We start from the raw sequence: 13872 nt of genomic DNA, 5'->3' as shown, positions 1-13872 counted from the left end.
CGATCACTCAGCGGGGCGGATCCGGTAGACTACGGTTGCCGTCATCACAGCGCCGGATTTGCCCCTGGCCGATCCGCTGGTGAACAGGATGGTGCGGGTCCTGCGGTCCACACGCGGAGTGTAGGTCAGCGCCTCGGGCGTTTCGGCAGTCGCCGAGAGGTCAAGCGTCACCGACACCAGATCGAGTATACCGGGCGCACACTGGACTTCGGCATCAGCCCGGATCGCCTGCATCAGCCGCACGGCAATCGCTTCATCCGCGCGCAGGTTTTCGGTTATGGTCATGGCAGGCCCTCGTCAGTTCAGACGAGGGGCTCTAGCGGGCTTGGCCGGAAATGAAAAGACAGGCCCTCGCGTCAGAATGGCTGTCTCAGGCAGCGCGCGCGGCGGCAGCAGCGCCCGCTTCGCTGTCATGAGCGATCAGGGCGCCGAGCAGGCCAAGCCCTTCGATGCCATAGGTATCCTGCATCCAGGCACCAATCGAAGGCAGGATGCGGCCTGTGGTTTCATGGTCAATGCCGGCGTTGCGCAAGGCGCCGAACATGTGCTCGACAACGCGGCGGCGGCCACCGGGGGTCAGTTCGATGAGACGGGCGATGTCACCGGTCGGGGCGCCGATATCCGAACCTGCCCGTGCGGCGAGCGCCCGTGTGCCGGGAACCGTGCGGAATATGGCAGCGGCCAGCGGCGCGCCCTGGCGGTCTGCGCCATTGAGCAGAATGCCAAGCGCCTGTTTTGCAAGGGGTTCCGCGAGGCCGTTGGCTTTAGCGATGTGCGCTATCAGATCAATCATCATTGGCAAAGGCACTCCTAGGGTCCAACGGCCTCGTGGAAGCCCCACTAAACGCGAGCGTGGTTTCTGATTTCTGAATCAGGTGAATCTTTTTGGGCCAACCATCAAGAAAGAGATTAAGCGATGTCAGGCAGGGGTAAACAAAAGTCGCCCGTTTGTTTACCTGTTGCCCGCAATGGAGGGCCAAGCATGATCAAGATCGGCATCCTGGGGGCGGCAAAAATCGCGCCCAAGGCCTTGATCCCGCAGGTGAAGCGGCGGAGCGACTGCGCGATTGTGGCCGTCGCCGCCAGGGATGGCGAGAAGGCCCTTGCCTATGCCGCCCGGCACGGCATTCGGGAAGTTGTGGATAGCTATGAAGCGCTCATCACCCATCCCGGCATCGACCTCATCTACAACGCCCTGGCGCCCAACCGTCACGCAGACCTCTCGATTGCCGCCCTTGAGGCAGGCAAGCATGTCCTCTGCGAAAAGCCTTTCGCAATGAACGCCGCAGAAGCGCGCGCGATGGCCGGCGCGGCAGCGCGCACAGGCAAACACCTGCTGGAAGCCTTCCACTACCGCGTTCATCCGATGTTTCTCGACATCCTCGAAAAGGTCGGTGGCGGCGCCATCGGAAAACTCTGCGCCATGAAGGCGGAATTTTCCGTGATGATCCCCTATTCGCCAGATGAGCTTCGCCACAGGCCCGACCTTGGCGGCGGCGCCCTCATGGACCTTGGCTGCTACCCGCTGCATTGGCTGCGCTCGATTGCCGGGTGCGAACCAGACCTTGTCTCCGCCCGTATCGAGGAAGGAACGCCCGGTATCGATCTGGTGACGGAGGCCGAGCTTGCCTTCCCGGGCAGCATTCCCGGGCGCATCCGGACGTCCATGAAACCGGGGCAGAAGACACGCGCCTTTATCGCCCTCAGGGGCAGCGAAGGCATCCTGCGGGCCATGAACCCGCTGCACCCGAGCAAGGGCAACTCGATTTCGATCCAGCGCGGCGAACGCGTTGAACGCTATACCGTGGACGGAGAAACGACCTATGACTACCAGCTCGCCCACATGATGGATGTGATCGCCGGGCGTGCCTCACCGCTCACGGGCGGACAAGACGCTGTTGCCAACATGGCGATGATTGATGCGATCTATGAAGCAGGCGGGCTTAAGGCGCGCGGAACCTGATCAGGCGGTTTCCTGCGCCAATTCGATCCACTCTTCCACTTCGTCCTCCTCCAGCGTCTCGCCGGGCCGCAGGACGCGGCTGCCTTCGGACGTCTGCAGGAATTCCATCGCCAGTTCGAAGATCGTACCGGCCGAGGCGCTGGCCAGATCGTCACGAGACGATATGCCTGCGCCCACCAGCAGCTGAACGTCATGCACCCGCAGCCCGGGCACTTCGATCATCAGGGTGGCCTGCATCTGCCAGGTCTCAATCGCGTCGACGGTAATGTGGCGCACCGCAATCAGCTCGGCCGTTTCATCCGGATCGCAGATGATCAGGTCACCGACTGTCTCGATGCCTGCCCTGGCGAGATGTACGGCCGTCTTCGGCCCAATGGAGGGCGCATCGACCACGGGAGACTCGAATGTGAGCGCATTGGCATGACGCCGGGTTGAGACCGGCGCGATGATGGCGGGCGGGGCCTCTTCGTCCTCAAGATCGCTGTCATCGGTCTCGGCGTCCGCTTCGGTCTCGTCTTCCTCATCGTCATAGTCTTCGTCGTCCAGCTCGGCCTCATCGGCCTCGGCGTCGACCTCTTCTTCAGCATCAAGATCGGCATCTTCGTCTTCCGCCTCGATGAACTCTTCATCCTCTTCGGAGGCCTCTGCTTCATCAGCTGCGTCCAGAGCCCCCTCTTCCTCGTCGAGCGAAGTCTCATCGGCCAGGCCGTCTGCCTCCGCCTCGATTTCCTCGTCCTCAAACGCCTCTTCCAGAAGCTCCGGATCAGCCTCTTTGGCGATCTCGGGCAGGTCATCGCGCTTCGTGCCTATCGGCGCTGCCGGCTCGGCATTCAGCTGCTTGATCGAGATCCGGCGCACTTCCTTAGCGTGCATTTCGCGGATCAGCTTGTCGTCCTCCGGCAGGGTACGGATAACCTTTCCGGTCTTCCGGAATTCCTTGTACATCTTTTCGACCTGGCGGCGGTCGCCGATGTCTTCCAGCTTCGCCGTGATCCAGCGCAGGGGAATGTCGAGGGTCTCGATATAGCCCTGCAGGGTGAGGTTCACCCTGGGCGGGGAGACGGCCGCCTCCTCGATCGCCCGCGACATGATCGCGGCAAACCCGGCGGTGGCATAGGCGACCAGCTCCACGATCGCAGACCGCATCGTCTCGTCGAGCCCGGCGGGCGGATCGGCAACGCCTGCGTCAATGTCGTAATGATCAATGAAAACATTATAGTAGGCGTGCGATCGCTGCGCCCCTTCGCGTACCATGTCGGAGACAAAGCCGAGGCCAGCGGGAATTTTGACGTCCGGATACCCCTGCTCGGCAATGCGTGCGTCTATCTCCGGCCGCGATTTGGCGATGCTCCATTCCACGGCGCGGTGGATGACGCCTTCGGCCTCGGTCTGGCCGGTGTGGAAGGGCTGGATCGGGTCTGCGTAATAATGGCTGAGGACGCCCAGCGCCCAGGCAGCCTCACTCCAGCGCTTGCGGCGAAGCAGGTCGACCGCGACGGCATACCATTCGGCCGCCTTGGCGCGCGCGCCCCCCCATTCGCCCTCGCCCACATGCAGGACATGGTTCTTGAAGTCCTTGAAGGTGTCATCCGGCGCCTTGGCGCCCTTCAGGAGGTGCTCATGATGCACCAGCATCAGCGATTTCCAGCCATCGGCCTTCTCTCCCTCAAGCAGGGACAGCGCATCAAATGCGATGAAATGGTGGGTTGAGCGGCAGCGATGCGCGCGGATAACGCGTTCAAGCAGGGTCATGGTCTCATCCTGAGAGCAAATCAGGAGTCCAGTGGTGGCCCGAAATAGTGAATGTGCTGTTAACCTAATATTCTGCCAGACGCTTGGCAGGGGCCATTTGCCCATGATAACTGCACCCATCGCAACAGGCGCTGAGCGCGGCCGTCCTCCCTTCAGCCGGAGGGGCAACCGCGGCGCAGGAGGTTCCTGTGCGCGGGGCATGTGTCAAAAAGGCCCCACTCCCGGAACCGTTTCAGCCGGGAGTGCCCCTCATGAAGACCATTATCGAACCTTTCCGCATCAAATCGGTCGAGCCGATCCGCATGACCACGCGCGCCGAGCGCGAGGCGCTTCTGGCCAAGGCCGGGCATAACCTCTTCAAGCTGCATTCCGATGACGTGATCATCGACCTGCTGACTGACAGCGGCACCTCCGCCATGAGCGCGGCCCAATGGGGCGCTGTCATGACCGGCGATGAAAGCTATGCTGGCGCGCCGAGTTTCTACCGCTTTGAAGCGGCGGTGAAAGACCTGATGGATTTTGCCCACATCATCCCCGCCCACCAGGGCCGGGCTGCCGAACACCTCCTCTTCTCCCTGATCGCCAGAAAAGGCGACCTCATCCCCTCCAACACGCACTTCGACACGACGCGCGGCAACATCGAGGCAATGGGCGCCGAGGCGCTGGACATTCCGATTGCTGAAGGCCGCGTGCCTTCCCTGGATCATCCGTTCAAGGGCAATATGGACCTGGCCGCGCTGGAGCGTGTGCTGACCGAAGAGGGCCACCGCGTCCCGGCCGTGATGATGACGATCACCAACAATGCCGGCGGCGGCCAGCCCGTCAGCCTCGCCAACATTCACGGCGCGGCGGCGCTCGCAAGGAAGTTCGGCAAGGCCTTCTATATCGATGGCTGCCGGTTTGCCGAGAATGCCTGGTTCATCAAGCTGCGCGAAGACGACCAGAAGGACCGCTCGATAAAGGACATCGTGCGCGACTGTTTTGCCGTCGCCGATGGCATGACAATGAGCGCAAAGAAGGACGCCTTCGCCAATATCGGCGGCTGGCTGGCGCTGAACGATGATGCCCTGGCAGAGCGCGCCCGCACGCTGCTGATCCAGACAGAGGGCTTCCCCACCTATGGCGGGCTTGCGGGCCGCGACCTTGACGCCATTGCCCAGGGGCTGAAGGAGATCATCGACGAGGATTATCTCCGCTACCGGGTACGGAGTAATTCCTACATCACCGAGCGGCTCGATGCGATGGGGATCCCCGTCGTGAAGCCTGCTGGCGGCCATGCCGTGTTCATCGATGCCCGTGCCTTCCTGCCGCATATTCCGCCGCTGGAATATCCTGGCCAGGCGCTCACCTGCGCGATGTATGAAACCGGCGGCATCCGCGCCTGCGAGATCGGCACCGTCATGTTCGGTCGCAAGCCCGATGGCGCCGAAGCCCCCGCCGCCATGGACCTCGTCCGCCTGGCCATGCCCCGCCGCGTCTACACCCAGAGCCATGCCGACTATGTGGTCGAAGTGCTGGAAGACGTCGCCGCCACCAAGGAAAAGCTCAAGGGCCTGCGCATCGTGAAAGAACCCCCGATGATGCGGCATTTCACGGCGGCGTTTGAGAGGCTCTGACACAAAAAAAGCCGGGCTGTTTGCCCGGCTTTGCGTTCTTGTCTGCAGTTGTCACCGAACCGCAAAATCCGTCGGCTCGGCGCTTTTCCCCTTGGCGTCGACTTCGCCTTTGGGCTGGCCGTGTTTGCCGGGGCCCATGAAGCCGAACATGTGGCCGGCGACTTTGCGGATCTGGATCTCTTCGGAACCTTCGGTGATCCGGTAGCGGCGGTGGTGGCGGTAGATGTGCTCGAATGGCTTGTGACGGGAATAGCCGATGCCGCCATGCACCTGCATCGCCCGGTCGGCCGCTTCGCAGACGAGACGGTTGGCGTAATAGTTACACATCGACACCTTGTCGGAGAGCTTGATCGCCACTTCCGGCTTCGACATCTGGTCCATTTCCCAGGCCGTCTTGAAGATCAGGAGACGGAGCATCTCGGCCTGCGTGGCAAGTTCCACCAGCGGGAACTGGATGGCCTGGTTGGTAGCCAGCGGCTTGCCGAAGGGCTTGCGCTCCAGTGCGTATTTCACGCTTTCCTGAATGCAGTAGAGCGCCGCGCCGCAGGAAGAGGCCGCCTGGCGGATGCGGTTTTCGTGAACGAAATGCTGGGCGAGCGCGAGGCCGCCTTCCGGCGGGCCGAACACGGCGTCTTCGGGCACCCACACATCCTTGATCGTCAGGCGCGGGTGGTCTGTGGGCATGTTGAAGGTCCACATATATTCTTCAATGATCACGCCGGGGTCGCGCGCCGGGATGATCAGGCAGGTGATGCCTTTGGCATCGCCATCCTTCCCGCTGGTGCGGCAGAACAGCATGATGTGGGTGGCCACATGCATCCCGGTGATCCACATCTTCTCGCCATTGATCAGCCAGCCATCCTTGCCATCTTTCTTGTGGCGCACGGCGCGGGTTTCCATATGCGTTGCGTCAGAGCCGTGATGGGGCTCGGTGAGGCCGAAGCAGGCGATGAACTTGCCTTCAAGGGCAGCATTGGCGAGGTGTTTCTGGTCGGGCCTTGCAAAGTCGCGCAGCATCAGGATCTGCGGGAAGTTGCCGACGATCGAGTGCTCGTTCTGCAGGTCGTTGTGCAGGCCGAGGCCCTTGCGGGCGAAATGCTCGCGAATGATCGCCATGCCGAGATTGGTGCCATCCTGCCCGCCGAACTCCCTCGGCAGGGCGTAGCGCAGGTGACCGGCCTTGTCGGCGCGCTTCTTGGCCTCGCGCAGCAGCTGCTCCCATTCCGGGCGGGGCAGGCCTTCATTTTCAAAGTCGGTCCGCGCCCATTCGCGGCGATGATCGAAGAAGCGTTCATTGTCGTCTTGTGCCTGAAGCGGCTTGATTTCGTCCTCGATGAATTTGTCGAGCACGATCAGATAGTCGGCGATGTCCTGTGGGATGTTGAAATCCATGGGCGTTTCCTCGTTTCCTGCGCGGTTTGGGAATACCTTATCCCTAAGGGCGGCCCCGGCAATTTGTGCCGCCGGGGCAATGACACCGGGAGAATGTGCTGCGGCGCAGCAAACGGAACGAATAGTTCTCCAAAATCCTGAATTCAGCGCTCTGAACACTTGACGAAATGTTCAGCGTTCTTTAGCGTGAAGGTCAGGCATAAATGCCCCACCGAAAAACACGCAGCTCTCAACCTCGAACAAAGGCAGCCTCCCATGCTCCGTTCCGCAATCGCCGCTCTGGCTCTCGCAGGCGTCGCCCTGCCTGCTTTCGCCAGCTACACCTTTGAAACCGCAGCGCCTGTCGCTGAAAAGCGCGTCATCGCCGAAAGCGTTGTCTGGTCCTGCAACGGCACCGTCTGCACCGGCGACCTGAAGCGCAAGGCACCGACCGTGCGCGTCTGCAAGAAGATCGCCAAGGAAGTCGGCCAGATCACCGCCCTGCGCAACGCCAGCGCCGAGCTGACGGCTGAAGAACTGGCCGAGTGCAACACTGCCGCCAAGAAATAAGGCTACCCCTCTCCAAGCCTTTCTTCAAAGCCGCCGCGAGACACACGCGGCGGCTTTTTTTGTTCCGCAACGCTGCCAGATCGTGCCAGACAGGGGACAATTCCGGCCACTTCCGGACATTCGGGGACATGAAAATGACCAAACCCGTCGAAGCCGGATGCGGCGCGGCCATTCTGGACGCGCAGGGCCGCATCCTCCTGATCCAGCGCCTGAAAGAGCCTGAAGCGGGCGCGTGGGGCCTGCCCGGCGGCAAGGTCGATTTCGGCGAGCGGGCCCAGGACACGGCCCGGCGGGAAATCCGGGAAGAGCTTGGCATCGAGATCGAACTGACAGGGCTCGCCTGCATTGCCCAGACGATCGACGCCGGCGACGGAAGGCACTGGGTGGCGCCGGTCTATTCGGCGCAGATCCTCTCGGGCGAGCCTCAGATACTCGAGCCGGACAAGCATGGCGGCTGGGGCTGGTTTGCGCTCGATGCCCTGCCAGGCCATCTGACCAGCCCGGTCAGGGACTGGCTCGCATCAAGGCGACGGGCCTGATCCGAGCGCTGCGGCCAGCCGGGCGATGGCAGCGTCGAGCACCTCGTTCTTCTTGCAGAAACAGAAGCGAATCATGTTCCGGGGCGGATTGTCACCGGCATAGAAGGCGCTGCACGGAATAACCGCGACGCCGGCCTCTGTCGTCAGCCAGCGCGCATAGTCGACATCCGAGTCAAGCGCCGGCCCGATGCCATCGGTCAATGCGGTGAGGAAGTAAGTGCCTTCCGCCGGCAGCACCGTGAAGCCAACCTGCCTCAGGCCTGCCGCGAGCCGGTCGCGCTTGGCCTCCAGCGACGCGGCGAGACCTGAATAATAGCCGTCATCTTTTGCCAGGGCATAGGCGACTGCCGCCTGAAGGCCCGGCGGCGTGGTGAAGGTCAGGAACTGGTGAACCCTGGCAACGGCCGAGACCAGCTCGCGCGGGCCGCTGACATAGCCAACCTTCCAGCCCGTCAGGGAAAAGCTCTTGCCCGCCGAGCCGATGCGCAGCGTGCGCGCGCGCATCTCCGGCAGGGCGGCGATGGGCTGGTGGCGCCGGCCATCGAAGACCAGGTGTTCGTAAACCTCATCGCAGACAAGATAGGCGTCATGGGCGCGGGCATGGCGCGCGATCACCTCGATCGCGCCGGCGGCAAAGAGTTTGCCCGTCGGGTTCATCGGCGAATTGATCAGCACAAGCTTGGTCGCCGGGCTGAAGGCTTCGGCGAGCGAGCTCTCCGGAATGTCCCAGCCGGGCGCCTCGAGCCGCACGATCCGGGGCGTCGCGCCGCACTGGCGGATGATGGGCAGATAGGAATCATAGAGCGGCTCGAACAGGACCACCTCATCGCCCGGCGCCAGCAGCGCCATGAGGCAGGCGGCGAGCGCTTCGGTTGCCCCGGATGTAACAAGGATTTCATCCTGCCAGTCATAGTCCAGCCCGTAAAAGCGCCGGTCATGGGCGGCCACCGCCTGGCGCAGCGCAGGCAGGCCCGCCATCGGCGGGTACTGGTTGGGGCCGGTGCTCAGCGCGTCTGCCGCCTTCGCGATGATGTCTGCCGGGCCATCCTCGTCGGGAAAGCCCTGGCCGAGATTGATCGCCCCATGTTCCACGGCGAGCGCGGACATGGTGGTGAAGATGGTGGTGCCGAGGCTGGCAAAGTCCGGATTGAGCGGTTTCATGCTGGGTCTGATCTATAGAAGGCCGGCGCCTTGGGCAATTGAAGCCCGATGCCCCGGCAGAATGTTCGTCTGCCTGCGGAGCATGGTTCGCGCCGGCGCCCCTTACAGGGCGAGCCTGGGCGGCAGGCCCCCTCCCCTGCGCCACCCTCCCCTCGGGGGCGCGGGGTCTCCCGGCCGGGTGTCATCCCTTTGGCGCAGGCGCCCTGTGCCATTCTGGCCAGGGCCAGCTGCCTCAATTTTTGGCGGCTCTGCACCAGCTGAAAAAATGACACCGGTCCCAACATTTGACAACGCGGGACATCCGTAGTGCGACGTTATCAACCGCCAGAAATGCTGCGGCGCAGCCAAATTCCCATGGGCACGGATGTTGCAAAAGGGTCTCGTGAAGCGCTAATGGGGCCCATGGTGGCAGGGCCGGGGCGCCCTAAGAGTTCGCAAAAATTCGAGGACAGCGTAATGAGCGATACCGTAGCAATCCTGGCCGAGCTGGGCGTGCAGACCAAATCCATCCGGAAAAACTGGAACGAAGCACGCCTGTACGAAACGGCCGTGGCAAGCGGCGAAGCCCGCATTGCCAAGGGCGGCGCGCTGGTGGTCGAAACCGGCCAGCACACCGGCCGCTCCGCCAAGGACAAGTTCACGGTGCGCGACGCGACGACCGAGAAAACCGTCTGGTGGGACAACAATGCCTCGATGACGCCCGAGCAGTTCGACGCTCTGTGGACAGACTTCAAGGCGCACCTCGCCCAGCAGGACATGTTCTCGCAGGACCTCTTCGGCGGCGCCGATCTCGACTACCGCCTGCCTGTCACGGTTGTGACCGAGTTTGCCTGGCACTCGCTGTTCATCCGCCACCTGCTGCGCCTTCCGACCACGGATGAGCTGGCTGGCTTCAAGACCGAATTTACGATCATCAACTGCCCGAGCTTCCGCGCCGATCCGGCGAGGCATGGCTGCCGCAGCGAGACGGTGATTGCCGTCAACTTCGCCAAGCGCCTCGTGCTCATCGGTGGCACATCCTATGCCGGCGAAACGAAGAAATCTGTCTTCACCATCCTCAACTACCTGCTGCCAAATCAGGGCGTGATGCCGATGCACTGCTCGGTCAACACCTCGGACAAAGACGACGCAGCCATCTTCTTCGGCCTGTCGGGCACCGGCAAGACGACGCTGTCGGCAGACGCTTCGCGCACGCTGATCGGTGATGACGAGCATGGCTGGTCGGAAAACGGTCTCTTCAACTTTGAAGGCGGCTGCTACGCCAAGATGATCAAGCTGTCGGCCGAGGCCGAGCCGGAAATCTATGCCACCACGAAACAGTGGGGCACCGTGCTCGAGAACGTCGTGATGGATGCCACCACGCGCGAACTCGATCTCGACTCCGCCGCGCTGGCTGAAAACTCCCGCGGCGCCTATCCGATCGAAGCAATCCCGAATGCGTCGCTGACGGGCCGCTGCGGCCAGCCGAAAAACCTGATCATGCTGACCGCAGACGCCTATGGCATCATGCCGCCGATCGCCAAGCTGACCCCGGCGCAGGCGATGTATCATTTCCTCTCCGGCTATACCGCCCGCGTCGCCGGCACCGAGAAGGGCGTCACCGAACCGACCGCCACCTTCTCAACCTGCTTTGGCGGCCCGTTCATGCCGCGCCACCCTTCCGAGTATGGCAACCTGCTGCGTGAGCTGATCGCACGTTACAATGTCGACTGCTGGCTGGTCTCCACCGGCTGGACCGGCGGCCCGTATGGCCAGGGCAACCGCATGCCGATCAAGGCAACCCGCGCCCTGCTCAACGCTGCGCTCGATGGCTCGCTCAACACTGTCGAGTTCCGCAAGGACGAAACCTTTGGCTTCCTCGTGCCGGTCTCCGTGCCGGGCGTCGACGCCAGCATCCTCGACCCGCGCACCACCTGGGCCGACCCGGCAGCCTATGACATGCAGGCGGCGAAACTCGCCGAAGAGTTCGTAGCCAATTTCAAGAAGTTTGAAGCCTATGTCGATGACGCCGTGAAGGCATCTGCCCCGAAGCCGAAGGTCACCGCTTAAGCCCTTCCGCTGAGCGTGCATGATAAAGAAGCCCGCCGGACACGCCCGGCGGGCTTTTTCTTTAGCTGCTGCGACCAATGCACGTTGACGTAAAGGGAAGGCTTCCGTCCGGGCAATTCACTCACTAGGGTGCGCCGCAACAAGACGAACGCTCATATCCGGAGGAAGCCATGCGTGAAGCCGTAATCGTTTCAACAGCCCGTACCGCCCTGACCAAAGCTGGTCGCGGCGCCCTCAATGACACCCATGGCATCACCATGGCCGGCCACGCCATCAAGGGCGCGCTCGAGCGCGCCGGCGTTGAAGCCGCCGCTGTGGAAGACGTGTTCCTGGGCTGCGCCGCGCCTGAAGGCGCTACCGGCCACAACGTTGCCCGCAACGCCGCCCTCGCCGCCGGTTGCCCCTCCAGCACCTCGGGCGCAACGATCAACCGTTTCTGCTCCTCTGGCCTGCAGGCAATCGCCAACGCGGCCCACACTGTGATCAACGAAGGCGCAGCCGTCACGGTCGGCGGCGGCGTGGAAAGCATCAGCCTCGTTCAGGGCTCGGGCCAGTCCAACCGCCACAAGTATTTCGAGCCGGAACTGGCCAAGACCTGGCCCGCCATCTGGATGACGATGATCGAAACCGCCGAGATCGTGGCCGAGCGCTACAATGTCAGCCGCGAATACCAGGACCAGTATTCTGCAGAGAGCCAGCGCCGCACGGCCGAGTTCCAGCAGAAGGGCTACATGGCGCAGGAAATCGTGCCGATGAACACCCGCATGAAGCTGATCAACAAGGAAACCAAGGAAGAAACCTTCCAGGACGTGATCGCCGACCGCGACGACTGCAACCGTCCGGGTACGACCTATGAGAGCCTTGCAGGCCTTCCGCCGGTATTCTCCGGTGGCCAGGTCATCAAGCAGGGCAAATATGTCACAGCCGGCAACGCGTCCCAGCTCTCTGATGGCGCCGCGGCCGTGGTCGTGATGGAAGCCAAGGAAGCTGCCAGGCGCGGCTTGAAGCCCCTCGGCCGCTTTGCCGGCTTCAATGTCGCCGGATGCGATCCCGACGAGATGGGCATCGGCCCGGTCTTCGCCGTTCCGCGCCTGCTCGAGCGTCACGGCCTGAAGGTCGACGATATCGACCTCTGGGAACTCAACGAAGCCTTCGCCTCGCAGTGCCTCTACTCGCGCGACCGCCTCGGCATCGACCCGGAAAAATACAACGTCAATGGCGGCTCGATCTCCATCGGCCACCCCTTCGGCATGACCGGCGCCCGCTGCACCGGCTCCATCCTGCTCGAAGGCCAGCGCCGCAAGGCCAAGTGGGGCGTTGTCACGATGTGCATCGGCGGCGGCATGGGCGCAGCCGGCCTGTTCGAAATCTACAGCTGAGCCTGACTTTCCGGCGCCTGCCGGACGCCAGCAGACAAAATTCGGAAGGGCGGCTCATCCGGGCCGCCCTTTTGCTTACAGGTGGCTTGAGGAGAACTGCCTTCATCCGCCCAACGGGAAGTGACAAACTCTCTGGCACTGCTGGAGTATTTTCCGATGAAGCCTTCGATCCTCATGCTTGCCGCCGCTGTGTTCCTCGGGGCCTGCGGCGCGTCTGATCCGCCGGTTGCCGATAGCGCCGGCGTGGCCCCTGCCGGGCAGTCCTCCGATACGCCCGCTCCCGGGCCGGTCGCCCAGGGCTTCATCACCGCCAACGCAACCCCGCCCGAAGGCGCCGCCGACACCAGAAGTGACGGGGTCTACCGTGACGGCTATGGCCGCCCCTTCCAGTACGCCCTGCTCGGCCAGAAACTGCCCGAGTTTACCTCGCCCACATCCGATGGCGGCACGTTCCGCTCGTCAGACATTTCCCGCTGGACCGTGATTGATGTCTGGGGCGCCTGGTGTAGCGACTGTGTCGCCGATGGCCCCTATGTTGACGCCCTCGCCCGCGCCATCGCGCAGGATCCTGATCTCGACTTCGTGTCGATTCACGTGCCGGCCAATGCCAACCGCGCCACGCCGGAAGAGCTTTACGGCAAGTATGGCTCGCTGGAGGCCTATTTCGCCTCTGCCGGCTATACGCTGCCGCCGGTCGTGCTCGATACCGATGCCAGCCTGCGCCAGCAGCTGCAGATCAGCTGGACGCCGAGCTACCTGCTCGTCTCGCCCGACGGCGTCGTGCGCGGCTTCCGCACCGACCTGCGCGTGATCGAGGACCAGCCGGTAAAGACCTTCATCCAGGACATCGCCGAAGTCAGAAAAGACGTGCGGGACCTTCTCTCTTCGCAGCCTTCCGGCATAGAATGAGGACATGACCCGGCTCGCTCTCGCCTGCGCCCTTGCCCTTGCTGCCTGCGGCACGCCGGAGGGCCGGAACGCCAACGGGACGGAAGCTGCAGACGCCGCCTACACCATCGGCCCGGACGGCGCCGCAGGCCTCCTGGCACAGACACCCTTCACCGTGCCTGCCATGGAACGCGCCTTCCCGGGGCTGGAAGTTGTCACCCTCTCCGATCCGGACACGCCCGCCTTCCACATCCGCAAAGCTGGCAGCAAAACGCCCCTCTACATCGTGACGCCCGACTGGACGCGCGGCTATGCCGGCGCGGTCGCAACCCGGTCGGCCGAGGTCAGCGGCCCCGGCGGGCTGCGTGCGGGCACAAGCCGCCTGAGCGAGGTGGCCGCGCCGCTGAAAGCAAGCTGCGCCGCGCCGGAAACGGCGCGCGACATCAGCCTTGTTTGCCAGTCCGGCCGCCTGCGTCTCGAATTTGGCGGAACGGGCGGGGACCTGCTGCTGCTGCAACAGACTTACCTGCCCCCAGTGCCCTGATCGCACCCCGATTGTGCCCTGATCTTGCTCGCCGGTGACG

At 63.2% G+C, this 13872-nt stretch carries 13 protein-coding genes; 8 read left to right on the top strand and 5 right to left on the bottom strand.

Annotated elements, in window-relative coordinates:
* Positions 1 to 3 precede the first annotated feature (3 nt).
* The gene (locus KG722_RS08010; RefSeq protein ID WP_213271218.1) at positions 4 to 285 is read right to left on the bottom strand and encodes a hypothetical protein; all 282 of its coding nucleotides are present in this window, start codon (positions 283 to 285) and stop codon (positions 4 to 6) included.
* A gap of 85 nt (positions 286 to 370) precedes the next feature.
* The gene (locus tag KG722_RS08005; RefSeq protein WP_213271217.1) at positions 371 to 796 is read right to left on the bottom strand and encodes a hypothetical protein; all 426 of its coding nucleotides are present in this window, start codon (positions 794 to 796) and stop codon (positions 371 to 373) included.
* Between the two features lie 186 nt (positions 797 to 982).
* Between KG722_RS08005 and KG722_RS08000 the strand changes: the two genes are divergently transcribed.
* Entirely contained in the window at positions 983 to 1963 is a 981-nt protein-coding gene (locus tag KG722_RS08000) for a Gfo/Idh/MocA family oxidoreductase (protein WP_213271216.1), read from the top strand.
* Here the strand turns inward: KG722_RS08000 and KG722_RS07995 are convergent, their stop codons facing one another.
* Entirely contained in the window at positions 1964 to 3715 is a 1752-nt protein-coding gene (locus KG722_RS07995) for a DUF4332 domain-containing protein (RefSeq protein WP_213271215.1), read from the bottom strand.
* A gap of 251 nt (positions 3716 to 3966) precedes the next feature.
* Between KG722_RS07995 and KG722_RS07990 the strand changes: the two genes are divergently transcribed.
* Complete coding sequence (locus KG722_RS07990) at positions 3967 to 5331, top strand: tryptophanase (RefSeq protein ID WP_213271214.1); 1365 nt, start codon at positions 3967 to 3969, stop codon at positions 5329 to 5331.
* Between the two features lie 51 nt (positions 5332 to 5382).
* Here the strand turns inward: KG722_RS07990 and KG722_RS07985 are convergent, their stop codons facing one another.
* Complete coding sequence (locus KG722_RS07985; protein WP_213271213.1) at positions 5383 to 6723, bottom strand: acyl-CoA dehydrogenase family protein; 1341 nt, start codon at positions 6721 to 6723, stop codon at positions 5383 to 5385.
* A gap of 255 nt (positions 6724 to 6978) precedes the next feature.
* Between KG722_RS07985 and KG722_RS07980 the strand changes: the two genes are divergently transcribed.
* Positions 6979 to 7272, top strand: a complete 294-nt coding sequence (locus KG722_RS07980; protein ID WP_213271212.1) for a hypothetical protein — start codon at positions 6979 to 6981, stop codon at positions 7270 to 7272.
* A gap of 128 nt (positions 7273 to 7400) precedes the next feature.
* Entirely contained in the window at positions 7401 to 7811 is a 411-nt protein-coding gene (locus KG722_RS07975; RefSeq protein WP_366910207.1) for an NUDIX domain-containing protein, read from the top strand.
* Here the strand turns inward: KG722_RS07975 and KG722_RS07970 are convergent.
* The gene (locus KG722_RS07970) at positions 7794 to 8972 is read right to left on the bottom strand and encodes an aminotransferase (RefSeq protein WP_213271210.1); all 1179 of its coding nucleotides are present in this window, start codon (positions 8970 to 8972) and stop codon (positions 7794 to 7796) included. The two genes, KG722_RS07975 and KG722_RS07970, sit on opposite strands and share 18 nt — an antisense overlap.
* A gap of 456 nt (positions 8973 to 9428) precedes the next feature.
* On the opposite strand from KG722_RS07970, the gene KG722_RS07965 reads away from it, so the two are divergent.
* The 4 genes from KG722_RS07965 (at position 9429) to KG722_RS07950 (ending at position 13832) form a co-directional block, all read left to right on the top strand.
* Positions 9429 to 11021, top strand: coding sequence for a phosphoenolpyruvate carboxykinase (locus tag KG722_RS07965; protein WP_213271209.1), 1593 nt, complete (start codon positions 9429 to 9431; stop codon positions 11019 to 11021).
* Positions 11022 to 11191: 170 nt separating this feature from the next.
* Positions 11192 to 12400: an acetyl-CoA C-acyltransferase gene (locus KG722_RS07960; protein ID WP_213271208.1), complete on the top strand. Its 1209-nt coding sequence runs from the start codon at positions 11192 to 11194 to the stop codon at positions 12398 to 12400.
* Between the two features lie 156 nt (positions 12401 to 12556).
* Entirely contained in the window at positions 12557 to 13309 is a 753-nt protein-coding gene (locus KG722_RS07955; RefSeq protein WP_213271207.1) for a TlpA disulfide reductase family protein, read from the top strand.
* Positions 13310 to 13313: 4 nt separating this feature from the next.
* Entirely contained in the window at positions 13314 to 13832 is a 519-nt protein-coding gene (locus KG722_RS07950) for a regulatory phage cox family protein (RefSeq protein WP_213271206.1), read from the top strand.
* The last annotated feature ends 40 nt before the right edge of the window (positions 13833 to 13872 follow it).

Source organism: Hyphomonas sp., assembly GCF_018402285.1.
Classification (GTDB): domain Bacteria; phylum Pseudomonadota; class Alphaproteobacteria; order Caulobacterales; family Hyphomonadaceae; genus Hyphomonas.
The sequence above is the reverse complement of the archived record's forward strand: the minus strand, read 5'-3'. Positions and strand labels throughout refer to the sequence as shown.